This window comes from Bradyrhizobium sp., from assembly GCF_049798375.1.
Taxonomy (GTDB): Bacteria; Pseudomonadota; Alphaproteobacteria; order Rhizobiales; family Xanthobacteraceae; genus Bradyrhizobium.
Genome location: NZ_JBARGP010000269.1, coordinates 1 through 18,351 on the forward strand (window position 1 = coordinate 1; position 18,351 = coordinate 18,351).

An 18,351-nucleotide genomic window follows, 5' to 3' on the forward strand; every position below is an offset into this window, starting at 1 on the left:
GCACGCTGGCCGATGTCGATCGCCTCCAGCGCCGTCAACGCATCCAGCACCGCGCCGGGCCCGACCGGCAGGCCGGCCGCACGCAGCGCGCGGGCAAAGCCGGTGACGTTGTCGGCCATGGCGCCGGTCGGAGGTGCGAGGTGGTTGATGGGCATGTTTGGTCCCGTCATTCCGGGGCATCGCGCAGCGATGAACCCGGAATCTAGAAGTTTGTGGCGCGAGATTCCGGGTTCGATGCTGTCCGCGCAAAATGGCTCGGCCATTTTGTCGCGCGCATCGCCCCAGAATGACAAGTCAGTTCTCGCTCGTCGCGTCCTTGATCACCCTCTGCAAAGCGTCGCCCTGCATCCGCGCGATGTCGTCCTGATACTTGAGCAGCGCGCCCAGCGTGTCGCCGACCACCTCGGCAGTGAGGCTGCGGGCATCGAGCTCGGTCAGCGCCGTCGCCCAGTCCAGCGTCTCGGCGACGCCAGGCGACTTGTAGAAGTCCTGGTCGCGCAGCGCCTGCACGAAGCGCACGACCTGCTGCGACAGCCGCTCGGGGATACCCGGCAACCGCGTCCGCACGATCGCGAGCTCGCGCTCGGTCGAGGGATAGTCGACCCAGTGATAAAGGCAGCGCCGCTTCAGCGCGTCGTGAATCTCGCGGGTGCGGTTCGAGGTGATGATGACGATCGGCGGCTGTGGCGCCTTGACCGTGCCGAATTCGGGGATCGTAACCTGGAAATCGGAGAGGATTTCCAGGAGGTACGCCTCGAACGCCTCGTCGGCGCGGTCGAGCTCGTCGATCAACAACACCGGCGCCCCCGCCACGTCCGGCTCCAGCGCCTGCAACAGCGGACGCTTGATCAGATAGCGGTCGGCAAAGATGTCCGAGGTGAGCTGGTCGCGATCGACGTCACCGCCGGCTTCCGCCAGCCGGATCGCAATCATCTGCGCAGCGCTATTCCACTCATAGACGGCGGAGGAAACGTCGAGCCCTTCATAGCATTGCAGGCGGATCAGCTTGCGCCCCAGCGCCGCCGACAACACCTTGGCGATCTCGGTCTTGCCGACGCCGGCCTCGCCTTCGAGGAACAAGGGCCGGCCCATCCGCAGCGATAGATAGGTCACCGTCGCCAGCGACCGCTCGGCCAGATAGCCGTGGGAGCCCAATAGCTCGAGCATCGCATCGACAGAATTTGGCAATGCCGCCGCACTCATGAGCGAACCCGTCTTGTTGAGGCCCGCGGCGTCACGAGGTCGGAGCCTCAGGGTTAGCAGAATCGGGCTCCGCGGCCGCTTCGGACTCGACCGACGCCTTGGCCTCCGCATTAGCGGCATCGACCGCGCGGCGCGCCAGCACGCCGATCAGATGGGCGCGATATTCGGCGCTGCCATGGATGTCGCTGTTGAGGCCCTCGGCCGGCACGTTGATGCCCTCCAGCACCTTCGGCGAGAAACGCTTCTGCAGCGCCTCCTCGAAGGCCGTGACCCGGAACACGCCGTCCTGGCCGGCGCCGGTGACCGCGACGCGCACGTCCGAGGGACGGCGCGCCACGAACACGCCGACCAAGGCATAGCGCGAGGCCTGGTTGCGGAACTTCACATAGGCCGCCTTCTTCGGCAGCGGGAAGCTCACCTTGGTGATGATCTCGTCGGCCTCGAGCGCGGTCGTGAACAGGCCCTGGAAGTACTCTTCCGCCTTCAGCTTGCGCTTGTTGGTGACGATGGTGGCGCCGAGCGCGAGGCAGGCGGCCGGATAGTCAGCGGTCGGATCATTGTTGGCGAGCGAGCCGCCGATGGTGCCGCGGTGACGCACCGCCGGATCGCCGATCAGGCCTGCGAGGTGGGCCAGCGCCGGGATCGCCTCGCCGACCACAGCGGAGTTGGCCACCTCGGCATGGCGCGCGGTGGCGCCGATCACCAGCGCGCGTCCTTTGAGCTCGATCGTGTTGAGCCCTTCGATATGCGAGAGATCCACCAGATGTGGCGGGCTGGCCAGCCGCTGCTTCATGACCGGAACCAGCGTATGGCCGCCGGCGATCAGCTTCGCGTCCTCGTTCTTGACGAGGAGATTGGCGGCCTGCCGCACGGTTTCCGGGCGGTGATATTTGAATTCGTACATGGAAATATCCTGGGGATGTCCCGACCGCGGGAAATGGCTGACTTATGCGAGGTCCGACTTTGCCATGGCCTTGGCGCCGGCGGCGATCGACTGCACGATGTTCTGATAGCCGGTGCAACGGCAGAGATTGCCTTCCAGCTCCTCGCGGATCACAGCCTCGCTCAGATCGTGGCCCTTGCGGTGCACCAAGTCGACCGCGGTCATGATCATGCCGGGGGTGCAGAACCCGCATTGCAGGCCGTGATGCTCGCGGAACGCCTCCTGCATCGGATGCAGCGGCGCGCCATCGGCAGCCAAGCCCTCGATGGTCTTGACCTCGTGGCCATCGGCCATCACGGCGAGCGTGGTGCAGGACTTCACCGCCTTGCCATCGATATGCACGACGCAGGCGCCGCATTGCGAGGTGTCGCAGCCGACATGGGTGCCGGTCAGCCGCAGATTCTCGCGCAGGAACTGCACCAGCAGGGTCCGGGGATCGACATTCGCCGTGACGGGATTGCCGTTCACAATCAGGGAAATTTTGGCCATTCAGACTCTCTATCGACAACACCACGGCGTTGCACCGCAGCACAGTTCAGCAAAAATCAGTCGAAAACCATCATATGGGCCATCCCGGCGACGGGCAACCTTACCGGCAGCGGATCTCACCTGCGACTGAGCTTACCCTTGCACCGCCTTGGCAAAGTTCGCGAAAAACTCATCGGCCAATTTCTTGGCGGTGCCGTTGATCAGCCGCTGACCAAGCTGGGCCAGCTTGCCGCCGATCTGGGCCTCGACATTGTAGGACAGCAGCGTGCCGCCGTCCTTGTCGCTCAGCGCGACGGTGGCGCCGCCCTTGGCGAAGCCGGCCACGCCGCCCTCGCCCTCTCCCGAGATCTTGTAGCCATTGGGCGGGTCGAGATCGCTCAAGGTCACCTTGCCCTTGAAGCGCGCCGACACCGGGCCGACCTTCATCTTGGCAACCGCGCGGAGACCGCCGTCTTCGGTCCTTTCCAACTCCTCGCAACCGGGAATGCAGGTCTTCAAGACCGCAGGATCGTTCAGCTTCTCCCAGACGGCCTCGCGCGGCGCCGCAAGCTGGACTTCGCCTGTCATCGTCATCGCCATGTGAGAGCTCCCAAAATGTTTTTAGAGGCTGGCCGGTTTTGGACTCAGTTGAGGAACCTGAACTAATGCACTGGCGCGGCAAAAGGAAGGGCGCAGGCGACGGGTGGCGATGCAGAATCGGATGGACCCTATGGGAATCGCCCCACCCCGCCACCGCTTCCCAGTTGGCAGCTTCGAACAGGAGTGTTAGGTCGCGCCAGAATCAGCGCCAATGCTCAAGGACGCCAAGGACGCACTGCCATGCCGATGATCGATGCCGATGGTTGCCTGCTCAACGTCACGGTCGAGGGCCGCGACGGCGGCCCGACCTTGATGCTGTCGAATTCGCTCGGCTGCACCCTGCAGATGTGGGAGCCGCAGATGCGGGCGCTCGCCCAGGTGTTTCGCGTCATCCGCTACGACCGCCGCGGCCACGGCAAATCCGGCGTCCCGGCCGGGCCCTATTCGGTCGAGCGCTTCGGCCGCGACGTGCTGGCGATCCTCGACGATCTCAACATCGAGAAGGTGCATTGGGTCGGTCTGTCGATGGGCGGCATGGTCGGGCAATGGCTCGGCGCCAACGCGCCGGAGCGGCTCGGCAAGATCGTGCTGTCCAACACCACCTGCCATTACCCTGATCCGGCGATCTGGGACGCCCGCATCAAGGCGGTGAAGGAAGGCGGGCTGGCATCGGTGGCCGATACCGTCATCGGCGGCTGGCTGACGCAGGATTTTCGCGACCGGCAGCCGGACATTGCCGCGAGCCTGAAGGCGATGCTGATCGCGACGCCGGTGGAGGGCTATATCGCGAGCTGCCAGGCCCTGGCCAAGCTCGACCTGCGCGCCGACCTGCCGAAGGTCAAGAGCCCGACTTTGGTGATCGCCGGCCGCTACGACAAGTCGACGCCGATTTCGATGGCAGAGGCGATCCGCAGCCAGATCCCGGGCGCCAGTATGACCATCCTCGATGCCGCCCACATCTCCAATGTCGAGGCGGCACTCGCTTTCAACGATGCCGTGCTCGGCTTTCTGACGCAGCGCTGACTTGAGCGCCAAGGCATAACGAACTATTGAGCGGGCAAGGCGCGCTGATCGATGGCGCGGGGCTCGCGCGTTACAGTTGAAACGCCGCCGGCGTCCTGCGCTGGCGCTTCGACCAGCAGCACGATCGCCGTGCCGAGCAGCAGCATCAGTTCGGTCGCATGCAGCCGCAGCGCTTCGACCTCATGGGCGTGGGAAGCCATCAGCATGCTGGCGAAACTGATCAGGCTGCCGAGCCCGAGCGCAATCGCCAGCGCCTCGTTGCCGCTGCCGGCCCTGCGGACCCGCGGCAGGCTGACCAGCACCACGAAGATCGCGAAGAAGGCGGCGACCGTCAGCCGGGCCAGCGCCAGCAGCCAGGCCACCCGCACGGTGCCCATGCCGGACAGTTGCAGGGTGTCGCTGACGAACAGCGCGACCGAGATGTTCGGACGTTCGAACAGGCCACGCACCGGCGACATCATGATGTGGAAGCTGATGAGGCTCCAGGCCGGAATGAAATAGGCCGCGAGCAGCGCACCGTTGCAGGAACTGAGCCGCCAGTTTTTGAACATGTTACTCCCCACCGTTGTCTCGCGCCCTTGCGCCTTGCGGGATTTCGGCGAGCTAACGCGCGGGACCGGCGGCGGGCAATTTAAACCCTTTGTTTACCTTAATGGGCGGACGGACGGACTGCGCTGCCACCGCGGGCCTTCCCCGAAACAGGAAGAGGGCCCCGCCCCTCTGCGAGCCCCTCTTTGCTCAACGTTTTTTGCGCTCTCCCTGTCGCGAATTCACATTCGCGACGTGAACTCAATCCAAGCCAGCGCACTGACCCGGCGGCTCTCCGCACGGCATCATGACTAGCGATCCTGACGTCCGGGGTCCTGCTGCTGTTGGCCGGGCCGCCGCCCACCACCCTGCTGCTGCTGACCGGGACTCGGGTTCTGGCTCTGCTGGCCGGGATTCTGGTTCTGACCGCTCATCGGGATCTTCCTGTTTGAACGTCACCCGAACTGGCCCGCGAACGGCGCAAGCGTCGTATGACATCTGTAGTTCCGAGCGGATCATTCCGTGGCCTCCTTGTGGCGTCAACGTGGCAACCGGAGCACCGCTACCAAAGAAGGCGGGACAAGCCTGCTTTTGCGGCACCGCACTCTGTTGCCGCCCGCAGTTCCTTGCTGTTAGTAATGCGACGACGCGTGGTCCAGAGGCCGACTTGTGCCGCGGGGGCTCTTGCTGCGTTGCGAACGAACGATCGGCGGTCCATGGATTATTTTGCTCAGCAGCTCATCAACGGCCTGGTTCTTGGTTCGATCTACGGCCTGATCGCGATCGGTTACACCATGGTCTATGGCATCGTCGGCATGATCAACTTCGCGCATGGCGACATCTTCATGATCGGCGGCTTCATTTCACTGATCTCGTTCTTGATTCTGGTCTCGCTCGGACTGACCGCGGTGCCGGTAATCCTGCTGGTGGTGCTGTTGGTTTCGATGGCCATCACCGCGCTTTATGGCTGGACGGTCGAGCGCATCGCCTACCGTCCGCTGCGCCATTCCTTCCGCCTAGCGCCCATGCTTTCCGCCATCGGCATGTCCTTCGTGCTCTCGAACTATTCGCAGGTCGCGCAGGGCGCGCGCGTCAAGCCCGTGCCGCCGATCATCACCGGCGGACACACGCTGCACGAGAGTGCCGACGGCTTCGTGGTGCAACTCTCCAACGTCCAGATCGTCGTCGTCATCACCACGGTCGTGCTGCTGGCGCTGTTTACCTGGCTGGTGTCGCGCACGCGGCTCGGACGCGATATGCGCGCCTGCGAGCAGGACCAGACCATGGCCTCGCTGCTCGGCGTTGACGTCGACCGCACCATTTCGATGACGTTCGTCATCGGATCCGCGCTCGCCGCTGTCGCGGGCATGATGTATCTGCTCTACTACGGCTTGGTCGATTTCTACATGGGCTTCGTCGCCGGCATCAAGGCCTTCACCGCCGCCGTGCTCGGCGGCATCGGCTCGCTGCCGGGTGCCATGCTCGGCGGCCTGGCGATCGGCCTGATCGAAACGCTGTGGTCGGCCTATTTCTCGGTCGAGTACAAGGACGTTGCGGCATTCTCGATCCTGATCGTGGTTCTGATCTTCCTTCCGACCGGCCTGCTCGGCCGGCCCGAAGTCGAAAAAGTCTGACGGCGGTTTCGCGTGAGCGCATTCCTTCCCGGTTCCACAAACGAAGACCAGCCGGCAGGCATGGCCTTCATCCTCAAAAAGGCCTTCCTCAGCGCGCTAATTGCGCTCGGCCTGTTCTCGTTGATGGTCGGCATCCGCACCGAGGCGGGTCCCACCGGACAGCTGGTCTTCTGGACCCGCTTCGAGGAGCTCGCCGAGCTCGTCGCTGCGGTGTTCTTCGGCTCGATCGCGGTCGAGCTGTTCCGACGCTGGCTCGGTCCGCTCGGCGGCACGGCAGGCCTCATCCCTAAGCCGGTGCAGCGGGGCATCACCTTTGCCGGCCGCTTCCTCGCCCCGGTGCTGCTGATCTTTGCTTTGCTGGTGCCGGTGATCTTCTACAATCAGCGCTACCTTCTCGACCTCGGCATCTTGGTGCTGACCTATGTGATGCTGGGTTGGGGTCTCAACGTCGTGGTCGGTCTCGCCGGCCTGCTCGACCTCGGCTATGTCGCCTTCTATGCCGTCGGCGCCTATTCCTACGCTTTGCTCTCTACCACCTTCGGACTGTCGTTCTGGGTCTGCCTGCCGCTGGCCGGCATCCTCGCCGCCTTCTGGGGCGTGCTGCTCGGCTTCCCCGTGCTGCGGCTGCGCGGCGACTATCTCGCCATCGTGACGCTCGCCTTCGGCGAGATCATCCGCCTCGTCATTCTCAACTGGCAGGACCTCACCGGCGGACCGAACGGCATCTCCGGCATTCCGCGCCCGACACTGTTCGGCATTCCGCTGAGCCCTGGGCCCGACGGGCTCGCCGCCAAGCTCGGCATCCCCTTCTCGGCGACCCATCGGATCGTGTTTCTGTTCTATCTGATCCTGGCGCTGGCGCTGCTCACCAACTGGGTCACGATCCGGCTGCGGCGGCTGCCGATCGGACGCGCCTGGGAAGCCTTGCGCGAGGACGAGGTCGCCTGCCGCGCGCTCGGCATCAACATCACCACCACCAAGCTCACCGCGTTCGCGACCGGGGCGATGTTCGGCGGCTTCGCCGGAGCCTTCTTCGCAACACGGCAGGGCTTCATCAGCCCCGAATCCTTCACCTTCCAGGAATCGGCACTGGTGCTTGCGATCGTCGTGCTGGGCGGCATGGGCTCGCAGCTCGGCGTCGCGCTCGCAGCCTTGGCGATGATCGGCGGCTTCGAGCTGTTCCGCAGCCTCGAGACCTACCGCATGCTGGTGTTCGGTCTTGCCATGGTGCTGCTGATGATCTGGCGTCCGCGCGGCATCATCGGCCATCGCGCCCCCACGGTCTTTCTCAGAAAGTCCGAGGCGATCTCCTCCGACCTCGTCAAGGAAGGCCACGGATGAGCGCGCCCCCTATTCTCGCCATCGAGCATCTGACCATGCGCTTCGGCGGCATCGTGGCCGTCAACGATTTGTCGTTCGAGGCGCGGCGGCAGCAGATCACCGCGCTGATCGGCCCCAATGGCGCCGGCAAGACCACCGTGTTCAACTGCATCACCGGCTTCTACAAGCCGACCTCGGGCGCGATCCGGCTGACCCATGTCGACGACAGCCAGTATCAGCTGCAGACGCTGAACGACTACAAGATCTCCAAACAGGCCAAGGTCGCCCGCACCTTCCAGAACATCCGGCTGTTCCCCGGCATGACGGCGCTGGAGAACCTGATGGTCGCGCAGCACAATGCATTGATGCGCGCCTCGGGATTCACGCTGCTGGGGCTGCTCGGCGTGCCCTCCTACAAGAGCGCGGAGAGGCGCGCCATCGATGCGGCGACGTTCTGGCTGAAGCGGATCGGCCTGCTCGATCGCGCCGACGATGCTGCCGGCAACCTCGCCTATGGCGACCAGCGCCGGCTCGAGATCGCGCGCGCGATGTGCACCGAGCCCGCGCTGTTGTGCCTCGACGAGCCGGCAGCCGGCCTCAACGCGCGCGAGAGCGCGAGCCTGAGCGAGCTGTTGTTGTCGATCCGCGCCGAGCACGGCACCTCGATCCTCCTGATCGAGCACGACATGAGCGTGGTGATGGAGATCTCCGACCGCGTGATCGTGATGGATTATGGGGTCAAGATCGCCGAGGGCGCGCCTGATGCGGTGCGCGACGATCCGAAGGTGATTGCGGCGTATCTCGGCGCCGACGAAGAGGAAGCCATCGCCGTGATGGGGAGCGGGACGTGATCGCGTCGCACGACAAATCTCCCATCTTCCCCCTGCTCGCGATCCGCAATTTGCGTGCAGCCTATGGCAAGATCGAAGCGCTCAAGGGCGTCGATCTCGATATCAAGCCCGGCGAGATCGTTGCCCTGATCGGGGCCAACGGCGCCGGCAAATCGACGCTGATGATGTCGATCTTCGGCCGGCCGCGCGCCAGCACCGGCCAGATCCTGTACGATGGCGCCGACATCACGCGGGTGCCGACGCATCAGATCGCGCGGCTCCGGATCGCGCAAGCGCCGGAGGGCCGGCGGATTTTCCCCCGCATGAGCGTCGCCGAAAATCTACAGATGGGCGCGGACGCCACCAATACCAGCGAAGCCGAGCGCACCAACAGCCTGGAACGGGTGTTCGCGCTGTTTCCGCGGCTGAAAGAGCGCATAGAGCAGCGCGGCGGCACCCTGTCGGGCGGCGAGCAGCAGATGCTGGCGATCGGGCGCGCCCTGATGAGCCGCCCGCGTCTGCTACTTTTGGATGAGCCCTCGCTCGGGCTCGCGCCGCTGATCGCCCGCCAGATTTTCGACGCGATCCGCACCTTGAACAAGCAGGACGGCCTCACGGTGCTGATCGTCGAGCAGAACGCCAACCATGCGTTGAAGCTCGCCCATCGCGGCTACGTGCTGGTCAACGGGCTGATCACGATGGCCGGCTCCGGGGCAGAGCTGCTGCAACGGCCGGAAATTCGCGCCGCCTACCTGGAAGGCGGCCGTCACGGCTGACATGGCCACGGCTGGCGCGACCGAATACCCGGTTTCGCCTGTCATTTGCCCGAAAATTGCCGGTGACTTCGCGGTAAAATCAGCCACAATGCACGCGATCCGACGATCCGGTCCGCCGGGTCGTCCGTGTCGATCACCATCGGGGATTTCTCATGAAACCACTCAATCTCATCGGCTTGGCTCTGGGCGCGACTATCGCGCTCTCGACTGCGGCGCTGGCGGACGACATCACCATCGCGGTGGCTGGTCCCATGACCGGCACGGAGTCCGCGTTCGGACGGCAGATGAAGAACGGCGCCGAGATGGCCGTCGATCAGCTCAACGCCTCAGGGGGCGTGCTCGGCAAGAAGCTCGCGCTCGACAGCGAGGACGATGCCTGCGATCCGAAGCAGGCGCGCTCGGTGGCCGAGAAGATCGCCTCCGCCGGCATTCCCTTCGTTGCCGGTCACTACTGTTCGTCGTCGTCGATCCCGGCCTCGGAAGCCTATGCCGACGGCAACGTGCTGCAGATCACGCCGGCCTCGACCAACCCGCTGTTCACCGAGCGCAAGCTCTGGAACGTCGCCCGCGTCTGCGGTCGCGATGACCAACAGGGCGCGGTGGCGGCGGCCTATATCGCGAAGAATTTCAAGGGCAAGAACATCGCGATCCTCAACGACAAGACGACTTACGGCAAGGGTCTTGCCGACGAGACCAAGAAGGCGCTCAACAAGGCTGGCGTCACCGAGAAGCTCTACGAGAGCTACAACAAGGGCGACAAGGACTTCAACGCGATCGTCTCGCGGTTGAAGCGCGAGAACATCGATCTCGTCTATGTCGGCGGCTATCATCAGGAAGCCGGCCTGATCCTGCGTCAGATGCGCGATCAGGGCATGAAGACGATCCTGATGGCGGGCGACGCGATGGCGGACAAGGAATTCGCCTCCATCACCGGTCCGGCCGGCGAAGGCACGCTCTTCACCTTCGGCCCCGACCCGCGCAAGAAGCCGACCGCTGCTGCGATCGTCGAGAAGTTCAAGGCCAAGAACATCGATCCCGAGGGCTACACGCTTTACACCTATGCCGCGATCCAGGTCTGGTCGCAGGCGGCGAAGAAGGCCGGCACCACCGACCCGAAGAAGGTGATGGACGTGATCAAGGCTGGCTCCTGGGACACCGTGATCGGCAAGCTTGAGTATGACGCCAAGGGCGACATCAAGCAGCTCGACTACGTGGTCTACAAGTGGGACGCCAGCGGCAACTACGCCGAGATCAATACCAAGGGGTCCTGATCGCCCGAAACGGATATCGGCTTATCCGGCGGGGATCGGTGATCTGCTCCCCGCCTCCGACAAATGCGAACGCCCCGGCATGCCGGGGCGTTTTCGTCGGGTATATTGCTGTCCTGCCGCAGATCTTCCGACAGCGGCCGCTAGATCCCCGCTGCCGCGGCCTGTGGCACCTGCACTGCAGCACGGGCGGCCGCGACGGCGCGCACCAGCTCCGCAGGACGGAACGGCTTCTGCAGATACACCACCCGCGCCAGATCGTCCGACATCGCGACACCGTCGAAGGCAGCCATGCCGGACACGGCGACCACAGGTAGTTCTGGAACCAGCTCGCGCATGCGGGCAATGAGGTCGAGGCCGTTGGACTCGTCGAGAAAGATGTCCACGATCGCCGCGTCGAAATGCTCTTCTCCGAACGCCCGCAGGCCGGACAGAGCGGTGGCCGCTTCGACGACTTCGAAGTGATTCACGCGCAGCACCATGCAAATCATGGCGCGAACGTCCTTCTGGTCATCAACCACGATAATGCGCGGCATCAAGAGCTCCAGTATTTCCTTTGGACAGCCTACGACCTAAAAATGAAACCGGTACAACTAGGAGTTATTATTCCTGTGAGGGAGTAAAGGGGCGGTTACTGAATTCATTACGAAGCTGCAGGCAATCTGCGGTGAACTGGTATCACGTAACCTCTGATTGAATTCAATTACTATTATTTGCGATCGGCTCGCCGGGTTCCGGTGGACATCACGGCCGGCGCACGGGGATTGCAATGCACGCGAACGATGGCCGCAGCATCTTTCTTTCGACGGCTCAGCCCAAGCCCCGCGACCGCGTCGCGGCGCTTGCAGTCGTTGCGGTTGCGGCCGCCACTTTCGCCGTCACGGTACCCTTTGCCAAAGTGCAGCTCGCAAACGTGCCGGCGTTGATCGCAGGCTATCAGTCCGCACTCACGATCAACGACTTCGTCACCGCGGTGTTGCTGTTCTCGCAATTCGCGCTCCTGAGGTCGCGGGCGCTGCTACTTCTGGCTTGCGGATATTTGTTCACGTCGACCGCCGTGCTGCTTCACACCCTGGCGTTTCTTGGCTTGTTCACAGAGGCCGATCCGCTCGGCGCGGGACCGCAAAGCGTTGCATGGCTCTACGTGATCCGGCACGCGGGTTTTCCGTTGTTCGCGCTGGCCTATGCCCTTTCAAAGCGCGACGTCAGCCACGACCGGGCCGGCGGATCGGCGACCTCTGTGATCGTGCGCAGCGGCGCGGCGGCGCTGATCACGCTCGCGCTCCTGACCTGGATCGTCGTCGGCGGGCACGATTGGCTTCCGGTGCTGACCATAGGCGATAGGGCGACCGCGTCCCTCACCTTCGTCGCCTCGATGATCCTAGTCCTCACATTGGCGACGCTGCTCGTGCTGTGGATGAGGCGGCCGCACAGCGTGCTCGACGTCTGGCTTATGGTCGCCTTGGTCCCGTGGCTGTTCGACATTGCGCTCACCACGATCTTCGATGCCACCCGGTTCGACGTCGGCTACTACGCCGGGCGGATCTACGGGCTCTGCGCCGCAAGCATCCTGCTGGCCATCCTTCTGGTCGACAATGTCGGGCTGCAGATGAAGCTGTCGCGCCTGCTTGAGCAGCTCCGCGAGCGGCACGGCGAGCGCGAGCGCCTATTCAGCGCCGTGGTGGAGTCCTCAAACGATGCCATTCTCACCATGACGCTCGACGGCATCATTACCTCATGGAACCGTGCCGCTGGGCAGCTGTTCGGCTATTCCGGAACCGAAGTCGTCGGGCGGCATGTCTCGCTGATCGTCCCATCCGAACGCCTTGCCGAGGTGGACGGCATTCTCGCGAAAATCGCCCGCAACGAGTCGATCCAGCACCACGAGACGGTCCGACGGCGCAAGGATGAGCGGCTGCTCGAGGTCTCGTCCACCATCTCGCCGATCCATGCGGCGAATGGCACCGTCATCGGGGCCTCGAAGGTGGTGCGGGACATCACCGAAAGCAGGCGGACGCAGCTCGCACTCATCCGCGAGATCGAGGAACGGCAACGCGTTTTCGAGACCTCGCAGGATCTCATCCTGGTCACTGACGGCACCGGCGTGGTGGTCCAGGTCAGCCCGAGCTCATTCGCGATCCTCGGCTATCATCCCGACGAGATGATGGGCCGCAACACCGCCGAGTTCATCTATCCCGCCGATCTCGACCCTGCGCGCGCCGAAATGCGCGCGGCCCGGCAGGATCGCCAGGTGCGCAGGCACGAGGCGCAGTTGCTGCACAAGGACGGCCGCACCGTCGTCCTGAGCTGGGTGGCGACCTGGTCGGAGCCGGCGCAGCGCTACTTCTTCGTCGGCAGCGACCAGACCGAGAAGCGCGCGGCCGAGGCGCAGGCCCGACAGGCGCAGAAGATGGAAGCGATCGGCCAGCTCACCGGTGGAGTCGCCCATGACTTCAACAACATCCTCACGGTGATTACCGGCTCCATCGGCATCCTCGCCGACGGGGTCGCCGACCGGCCGGAGCTCGCCTCGATCGCGAAGCTGATCGACGAATCCGCCGAGCGAGGCGCGCGATTGACGCAGCAATTGCTGGCCTTTGCCCGCAAGCAGCCGCTGCAGCCGGTCGATCTGGACGTCAATGCACTGATCGTCGAGGCGGCCAAGCTGCTGCGCCCGACGCTGGGCGAGCACATCGATGTGTCGGCCCGTTTCACGGATGACGCCTGCTCCGCTTTGGTCGATCCAAATCAGCTCACCACCGCGATCCTCAATCTCGCGCTCAATGCCCGCGACGCCATGCCGCAGGGTGGCAAGCTGACGCTTGAGACCCGCAACGTATCGCTCGATGAAGATTACGCGCGTGCTCACAGCGAGCTTCTCGCCGGCGAGTATGTGATGATCGCAGTCAGCGACACCGGGGGCGGCATTCCTCCCGCCTATCTGGAGAAGGTGTTCGATCCCTTTTTCTCGACCAAAGGCGTTGGCAAGGGCACCGGCCTTGGCCTCTCCATGGTGTTCGGTTTCGTCAAGCAGTCGGGCGGTCACGTCAAGATCTACAGCGAAGTCGGCCAGGGCACCTGCGTCAAGCTCTATCTGCCGTGCTCACGCGAAGAGAAACCGTCGAGCCCGACGACGACGACAGCGAACGAGGCTCTCGGCGGCGCGGAGACAATCCTGATCGTCGAGGACGACGCGCTGGTGCGCAAATTCGTCGTGGCGCAGGTCAAGAGCCTCGGCTATGCGACGTTGTCGGCCGCTGACGCCGCCGAGGCGCTCGAGATCATCGACGGCGACGCCGAAATCGATCTTCTGTTCACCGACGTCATCATGCCGGGACCGATGAACGGAGCCCAGCTCGCCAGCGCCGCGCAGCAGCGGCGCCCTGCGCTGAAGACGCTGTTCACATCGGGCTATACCGAGGACGCCGTGATCCATCACGGCCGGCTCGACGACGGCGTGCTGCTGCTCGCAAAACCCTATCGCAAGCCGGAGCTGGCCAGGATGATCCGGATCGCGCTTGGCCGTTGAGCGGCAAGCACGGCTGCGATATCGATCAACCGATCTCTCAAGCTCACTCTGGCGGTCCGGTCCCGTGAAGAACCTGCTCACCGACATCGAAGGCGTCCGCGTCGGCCATGCTGACGACGCCAAACTCGCCTCGGGCGTCACCGCAATTCTGTTCGACCAGCCGGCGGTCGCTGCAATCGACATTCGCGGCGGCGGCCCCGGCGTACGCGACGATGCGCTGCTCGATCCCGTCAACACCGTCGAGCGCATCGACGCGATCACGCTGTCCGGCGGCTCGGCGCTCGGCCTCGACGCCAGCGGCGGCGTGCAGGCTTGGCTCGCCGAACAGGGCCGCGGCTTCGCGGTCGGCGCAGCGCGCGTGCCGATCGTGCCGGGTGCGGTGGTGTTCGATCTCCTGAACGGCGGCGACAAGGCCTGGGGCCGCTTTCCGCCCTATCGCGACCTGGGCTATCAGGCGGCGGCCTCCGCCGGGACCGAATTCGGGCTCGGCAGCGTCGGTGCCGGCCTCGGCGCGACCACCGCGACGCTCAAGGGCGGGTTGGGCTCGGCGTCGTCTGTCACCCCCGATGGCATCAAGGTCGCGGCGCTCGCAGTCGTCAATGCGGTCGGCACCGTCACGGTCGGCGATGGTCCCTGGTTCTGGGCGGCGCCGTTCGAGCTTGATGGCGAGTTCGGCGGCCGTGGCCTGCCGGCGCAATTCACGCAGGAGATGCTTGCGATGCGGATCAAGGGCGGCCCACGAGCGACCGCGACCGAGAATACTACGCTCGCGGTGGTCGTCACCGATGCCGTCCTGACCAAGCCGCAGGCGAAGCGGCTGGCCATGGTGGCGCAGACCGGGATGGCGCGCGCGATCTATCCGGTGCACCTGCCGCTCGACGGCGATGTGGTGTTTGCTGCGGCGACCGGCGTGAAGCCCGTCGAGCCGCTGGTCGGCTTGAGCGAGCTCGGCATGGTCGCAGCCAACGTGCTGGCGCGCGCGATTGCGCGCGGTGTCTACCACGCCACCGCCCTGCCCTTCGCCGGCGCATTGCCGGCGTGGCAGGAGCGGTTCGGCCGCTGATCGGACAATTCGCAGCTTTAGCTTGCTTAGACCGTCATAGATACCGACGAAGAATGGGCGGAGGCGTTCTGCGTTGGCTGGTTGTGTGCCAACTGGGCCAGCTGATAAAGCCCAGTCACATTCTGCAGCCCGTTGGATGTCCCCGGCTTGGTCGATCCGTCGCCGTTGTTTTTGCTGGCGCTGTCCTGGCTGTCCGATATCGCCTGCAGCAACGCATCACTGTTGGACGACGAAGCCGTGTCTGCGCTGGCGCTGCTCGCTTCAGACGATGCCGCGACGTGATGATGATGACCGTGGTGACCGGCGCCCTGGAGCGCCGATTTCATCTCGGCCATGCTGACGCTGCCGTCACCGTCCTTGTCCATTTTGCTGAACACGTCGTCGGCCTGGGCGGTGTTGGTGCCGCCGGCGCCGAGCGCGGTCTCGAACTCGGACTTGCTGATCGACCCGTTACTATTGCCGTCGATCTGTGCGTACAAATCCTGCAGCGGATCGGTGTAGCTCGCATTCGCACTGGCTGTTGCCGATGTCGAGCTCGCATCGCTCTGCGCCGAGAGCAGCGCGCTCATCGTCTGCGGCGCGATCTGCGAGCCGGCGCTCGTGCCGGACGAGGCGGCCGTTGACGTTGAGGTTGCGGCGTTCGAATTGGAACCGCCGAGAAAATCGAACAGGCTGGACGCCTGCCCGCTACCCGACTGGCCCGACGTCGACTTCGACGAGCCCAGCGATTGCAGTCCGTCGAAGATCGAGGACGCTGCACCAAGCGCAAACCACATGACAGAACTCCGCCCGATGCCGCCTGAAAGCTGGCGGCGAGATATGTGTCGAGGAGCCCGTCGCAAACCGCATGCCAAAGCGAAAGCGGTTGAAATATCGGCATTTTTTCTCGAGGGCCGATAAATTGTCCCGGCATTTCGTGCCGGCGGCGGGCAGAAATTTCCCTGCCTTCGTTGCCGGAACTGAGCCTGCATGTTACGGCCTCACCTCCCTTTCGATCTGGAAACAGCGCCCATGACCTCGTCATTCACGCCGCGTCCTCTCGTGATTGCGCCCTCGATCCTGGCCTCCGACTTCTCCAAGCTGGGCGATGAAGTGCGCGCGGTCGATGCGGCCGGCGCCGACTGGATCCATCTCGACGTGATGGACGGGCATTTCGTGCCCAACATTTCCTACGGCCCCGACGTCATCAAGGCGCTGCGTCCGCATACCAAGAAGATCTTCGACGCGCATTTGATGATCTCGCCCTGCGATCCCTATCTCGAAGCCTTCGCCAAGGCCGGCTGCGACCACATCACCGTGCATGCCGAGGCAGGACCCCACCTGCATCGTTCGCTGCAGGCGATCCGCGCACTCGGCAAGAAGGCCGGCGTCACGCTCAATCCGTCGACCCCGCTCAACGTGATCGAATATGTGCTCGACCTGATCGACCTCGTGCTGATCATGTCGGTCAATCCCGGCTTTGGCGGCCAGGCCTTCATCCCTTCCACGCTCGGCAAGCTCCAGGATCTGCGCGCCATGCTTGCGGGCCGTCCTGTCGACATCGAGGTTGATGGCGGCGTGGCTCCCGACGTCGCGGGTCCGCTCGCCGCGGCCGGCGCCAACGCTTTCGTCGCCGGCTCGGCTGTGTTCAAGGGCGGCACGATGGACGCCTACCGTAGCAACATCGCCGCGATCCGCGACGCGGCAGCGCAGGCACGCGGCGAGGCGATCTGACCAAACCGATGCGCGCGCTGACGCCGGAGCCTCTGACCAAGGCGGCCTTCGCCCCGTTCGGTGACGTCGTGGAGACCGATGGCGCGCTGCCTGTCGAGATCAACCAGGGTTTTGCGCGCCGCTTCGATGCCCTCGCCGGCATCGACGTCACGACCAACGGCGCGCCGGTCAATATCAGCCTGTTCGACGCCATGCCGCGCCCGCAGCCGATCGCAATCCGGCTGATGGAGCGTCATCCGCTCGGCACCCAATTGTTCATGCCGCTGCAAGACAGGCCGTGGCTGGTCGTGGTCTGCGGCGATCCACAGGATACCGCGAGCTATCGGGCCTTCACCGCCACGGGCCGTCAGGGCGTCAACTACGCGCGCAATGTCTGGCATCATCCGCTGCTGGTTGTTGGGGAAGGCGAACGCTTCCTGGTGGTCGATCGCACGGGAGCGGATAATCTCGAGGAAGTGTGGCTGGATCAGCCGCTGCTGTTGACGGTCGCGTAGTGCGCAACGCGCGCTTGGGGATTTGAACATGGACAGGCGCAGCTATTTCGTTCCTCCCGGCGGCCATCCCCCGCAGACCGATCTGTTGACTGGCCGGGCCGTGTTCACCGAGGCCTATGCCGTGATCCCCAAGGGGGTGATGCGCGACATCGTCACTTCGGCGCTGCCGTTCTGGGACAAGACCCGGGTCTGGGTGATCGCGCGGCCGCTGTCGGGCTTTGCCGAGACCTTCTCGCAATACATCGTCGAGGTCGCCCCCCGCGGTGGCAGCGACAAGCCGGAGCCGGATGGCGAGGCCGAGGGCGTGCTGTTCGTGGTCGGCGGCACCGTCACGCTGACGCTTGATGGCACCGCGCATCGCATGAGCAGCGGCGGCTACGCCTTTCTGCCGCCGGGCAGCAACTGGACCTTGCGCAATGACGACAAGGTGCCGGCCACCTTCCACTGGATCCGCAAGGCTTATCAGGCCGTGCCTGATATCGCGGTGCCGGAGGCCTTCGTCACCAACGAGGCCGACATCGCGCCGGTGCCGATGCCGGACACCGACGGGCGCTGGGCCACCACGCGCTTCGTCGATCCGCTCGACGTTCGTCACGACATGCATGTCAACATCGTCACCTTCGAGCCCGGCGCGGTGATCCCGTTCCTCGAAACCCATGTGATGGAGCACGGGCTCTATGTGCTCGAGGGCAAGGCGGTCTATCGCCTCAACCGCGACTGGGTCGAGGTCGAGGCCGGCGATTTCATGTGGCTGCGCGCGTTCTGCCCGCAGGCCTGCTACGCCGGCGGTCCCGGCCGCTTCCGCTATCTGCTCTACAAGGATGCCAACCGGCACACGAATTTGCGGCCATTCAAGTGAGCCGCCGCTCCAGCCCCTGCCAGCGATAGATCAGGAACGAGATCACCCAGCTCGCCAGGAAGACGCCGACCACGAGATAGCCGAAATTGGCGAGGCTTTC

General features: G+C 64.5%; 18 protein-coding genes and 1 pseudogene. 11 read left to right on the forward strand and 8 right to left on the reverse strand.

Annotated elements, in window-relative coordinates:
- The 5 genes and pseudogenes from WA702_RS11430 to WA702_RS11450 form a co-directional block, all read right to left on the reverse strand.
- A pseudogene (locus WA702_RS11430) lies at window positions 1–155 on the reverse strand (VWA domain-containing protein); the annotation flags it as partial.
- A gap of 139 nt (window positions 156–294) precedes the next feature.
- Window positions 295–1,203: an AAA family ATPase gene (locus tag WA702_RS11435; RefSeq protein ID WP_425110627.1), complete on the reverse strand. Its 909-nt coding sequence runs from the start codon at window positions 1,201–1,203 to the stop codon at window positions 295–297.
- A 31-nt stretch (window positions 1,204–1,234) separates the two neighbouring features.
- Entirely contained in the window at window positions 1,235–2,107 is an 873-nt protein-coding gene (locus WA702_RS11440) for an FAD binding domain-containing protein (RefSeq protein WP_425110628.1), read from the reverse strand.
- A gap of 42 nt (window positions 2,108–2,149) precedes the next feature.
- Complete coding sequence (locus WA702_RS11445) at window positions 2,150–2,635, reverse strand: (2Fe-2S)-binding protein (RefSeq protein WP_425110629.1); 486 nt, start codon at window positions 2,633–2,635, stop codon at window positions 2,150–2,152.
- 132 nt (window positions 2,636–2,767) lie between these two features.
- Window positions 2,768–3,214, reverse strand: a complete 447-nt coding sequence (locus WA702_RS11450) for a CoxG family protein (protein ID WP_425110630.1) — start codon at window positions 3,212–3,214, stop codon at window positions 2,768–2,770.
- Between the two features lie 240 nt (window positions 3,215–3,454).
- Here WA702_RS11450 and pcaD point away from each other — a divergent pair, with 240 nt between their 5' ends.
- Window positions 3,455–4,237, forward strand: a complete 783-nt coding sequence (pcaD, locus tag WA702_RS11455) for a 3-oxoadipate enol-lactonase (RefSeq protein WP_425110631.1) — start codon at window positions 3,455–3,457, stop codon at window positions 4,235–4,237.
- Window positions 4,238–4,260: 23 nt separating this feature from the next.
- Here pcaD and WA702_RS11460 read toward each other — a convergent pair whose 3' ends face one another.
- Window positions 4,261–4,788, reverse strand: a complete 528-nt coding sequence (locus tag WA702_RS11460) for a hypothetical protein (protein ID WP_425110632.1) — start codon at window positions 4,786–4,788, stop codon at window positions 4,261–4,263.
- A gap of 693 nt (window positions 4,789–5,481) precedes the next feature.
- Here WA702_RS11460 and WA702_RS11465 point away from each other — a divergent pair.
- From WA702_RS11465 to WA702_RS11485, 5 genes are all read left to right on the forward strand, one after another.
- On the forward strand, window positions 5,482–6,399 hold the full coding sequence (locus WA702_RS11465) for an ABC transporter permease subunit (protein WP_425110633.1): 918 nt from the start codon (window positions 5,482–5,484) through the stop codon (window positions 6,397–6,399).
- Between the two features lie 12 nt (window positions 6,400–6,411).
- Window positions 6,412–7,740, forward strand: coding sequence for a high-affinity branched-chain amino acid ABC transporter permease LivM (gene livM, locus WA702_RS11470; protein ID WP_425110634.1), 1,329 nt, complete (start codon window positions 6,412–6,414; stop codon window positions 7,738–7,740).
- Entirely contained in the window at window positions 7,737–8,570 is an 834-nt protein-coding gene (locus WA702_RS11475; RefSeq protein WP_425110635.1) for an ABC transporter ATP-binding protein, read from the forward strand. Before livM ends, WA702_RS11475 begins: the two co-directional genes overlap by 4 nt.
- Window positions 8,570–9,325, forward strand: a complete 756-nt coding sequence (locus WA702_RS11480; protein WP_425110644.1) for an ABC transporter ATP-binding protein — start codon at window positions 8,570–8,572, stop codon at window positions 9,323–9,325. Before WA702_RS11475 ends, WA702_RS11480 begins: the two co-directional genes overlap by 1 nt.
- Before the next feature lie 152 nt (window positions 9,326–9,477).
- Entirely contained in the window at window positions 9,478–10,596 is a 1,119-nt protein-coding gene (locus WA702_RS11485; RefSeq protein WP_425110636.1) for a branched-chain amino acid ABC transporter substrate-binding protein, read from the forward strand.
- A 140-nt stretch (window positions 10,597–10,736) separates the two neighbouring features.
- On the opposite strand, the gene WA702_RS11490 is transcribed toward WA702_RS11485, so the two are convergent.
- Window positions 10,737–11,129 carry a response regulator gene (locus tag WA702_RS11490; protein ID WP_425110637.1) on the reverse strand — a complete coding sequence of 131 codons (393 nt, stop codon included), beginning with the start codon at window positions 11,127–11,129 and terminating at the stop codon, window positions 10,737–10,739.
- Window positions 11,130–11,362: 233 nt separating this feature from the next.
- Here WA702_RS11490 and WA702_RS11495 point away from each other — a divergent pair, with 233 nt between their 5' ends.
- Complete coding sequence (locus WA702_RS11495; protein WP_425110638.1) at window positions 11,363–14,122, forward strand: PAS domain S-box protein; 2,760 nt, start codon at window positions 11,363–11,365, stop codon at window positions 14,120–14,122.
- A gap of 64 nt (window positions 14,123–14,186) precedes the next feature.
- Window positions 14,187–15,185 (forward strand): P1 family peptidase, encoded by a 999-nt coding sequence (locus WA702_RS11500; protein WP_425110639.1) that lies wholly within the window; start codon window positions 14,187–14,189, stop codon window positions 15,183–15,185.
- A gap of 26 nt (window positions 15,186–15,211) precedes the next feature.
- Here WA702_RS11500 and WA702_RS11505 read toward each other — a convergent pair whose 3' ends face one another.
- Window positions 15,212–16,156 (reverse strand): EF-hand domain-containing protein, encoded by a 945-nt coding sequence (locus tag WA702_RS11505; RefSeq protein WP_425110640.1) that lies wholly within the window; start codon window positions 16,154–16,156, stop codon window positions 15,212–15,214.
- Between the two features lie 40 nt (window positions 16,157–16,196).
- Between WA702_RS11505 and rpe the strand changes: the two genes are divergently transcribed.
- Genes rpe through WA702_RS11520 form a run of 3 tightly spaced genes read left to right on the forward strand, consistent with a single transcriptional unit; the run spans window position 16,197 to window position 18,251 of the window.
- Window positions 16,197–16,898: a ribulose-phosphate 3-epimerase gene (gene rpe / locus WA702_RS11510; RefSeq protein WP_425110641.1), complete on the forward strand. Its 702-nt coding sequence runs from the start codon at window positions 16,197–16,199 to the stop codon at window positions 16,896–16,898.
- A gap of 8 nt (window positions 16,899–16,906) precedes the next feature.
- Window positions 16,907–17,392 carry an ureidoglycolate lyase gene (locus tag WA702_RS11515; RefSeq protein ID WP_425110642.1) on the forward strand — a complete coding sequence of 162 codons (486 nt, stop codon included), beginning with the start codon at window positions 16,907–16,909 and terminating at the stop codon, window positions 17,390–17,392.
- A 28-nt stretch (window positions 17,393–17,420) separates the two neighbouring features.
- The gene (locus WA702_RS11520) at window positions 17,421–18,251 is read left to right on the forward strand and encodes a bifunctional allantoicase/(S)-ureidoglycine aminohydrolase (RefSeq protein WP_425110643.1); all 831 of its coding nucleotides are present in this window, start codon (window positions 17,421–17,423) and stop codon (window positions 18,249–18,251) included.
- Window positions 18,252–18,351 lie beyond the last annotated feature (100 nt).

What these genes read in the sequence shown, in the direction of transcription:
- WA702_RS11505 (WP_425110640.1), bottom strand. Translation starts at nt 16,156, where the DNA reads ATGCAGGCTCAGTTCCGGCAACGAAGGCAGGGAAATTTCTGCCCGCCG.
- WA702_RS11445 (WP_425110629.1), bottom strand. Translation starts at nt 2,635, where the DNA reads ATGGCCAAAATTTCCCTGATTGTGAACGGCAATCCCGTCACGGCGAAT.
- WA702_RS11495 (WP_425110638.1), top strand. Translation starts at nt 11,363, where the DNA reads ATGCACGCGAACGATGGCCGCAGCATCTTTCTTTCGACGGCTCAGCCC.
- WA702_RS11465 (WP_425110633.1), top strand. Translation starts at nt 5,482, where the DNA reads ATGGATTATTTTGCTCAGCAGCTCATCAACGGCCTGGTTCTTGGTTCG.
- WA702_RS11475 (WP_425110635.1), top strand. Translation starts at nt 7,737, where the DNA reads ATGAGCGCGCCCCCTATTCTCGCCATCGAGCATCTGACCATGCGCTTC.
- pcaD (WP_425110631.1), top strand. Translation starts at nt 3,455, where the DNA reads ATGCCGATGATCGATGCCGATGGTTGCCTGCTCAACGTCACGGTCGAG.
- WA702_RS11450 (WP_425110630.1), bottom strand. Translation starts at nt 3,214, where the DNA reads ATGGCGATGACGATGACAGGCGAAGTCCAGCTTGCGGCGCCGCGCGAG.
- WA702_RS11520 (WP_425110643.1), top strand. Translation starts at nt 17,421, where the DNA reads ATGGACAGGCGCAGCTATTTCGTTCCTCCCGGCGGCCATCCCCCGCAG.
- WA702_RS11515 (WP_425110642.1), top strand. Translation starts at nt 16,907, where the DNA reads ATGCGCGCGCTGACGCCGGAGCCTCTGACCAAGGCGGCCTTCGCCCCG.
- WA702_RS11490 (WP_425110637.1), bottom strand. Translation starts at nt 11,129, where the DNA reads ATGCCGCGCATTATCGTGGTTGATGACCAGAAGGACGTTCGCGCCATG.
- rpe (WP_425110641.1), top strand. Translation starts at nt 16,197, where the DNA reads ATGACCTCGTCATTCACGCCGCGTCCTCTCGTGATTGCGCCCTCGATC.
- WA702_RS11460 (WP_425110632.1), bottom strand. Translation starts at nt 4,788, where the DNA reads ATGTTCAAAAACTGGCGGCTCAGTTCCTGCAACGGTGCGCTGCTCGCG.
- WA702_RS11435 (WP_425110627.1), bottom strand. Translation starts at nt 1,203, where the DNA reads ATGAGTGCGGCGGCATTGCCAAATTCTGTCGATGCGATGCTCGAGCTA.
- WA702_RS11485 (WP_425110636.1), top strand. Translation starts at nt 9,478, where the DNA reads ATGAAACCACTCAATCTCATCGGCTTGGCTCTGGGCGCGACTATCGCG.
- WA702_RS11440 (WP_425110628.1), bottom strand. Translation starts at nt 2,107, where the DNA reads ATGTACGAATTCAAATATCACCGCCCGGAAACCGTGCGGCAGGCCGCC.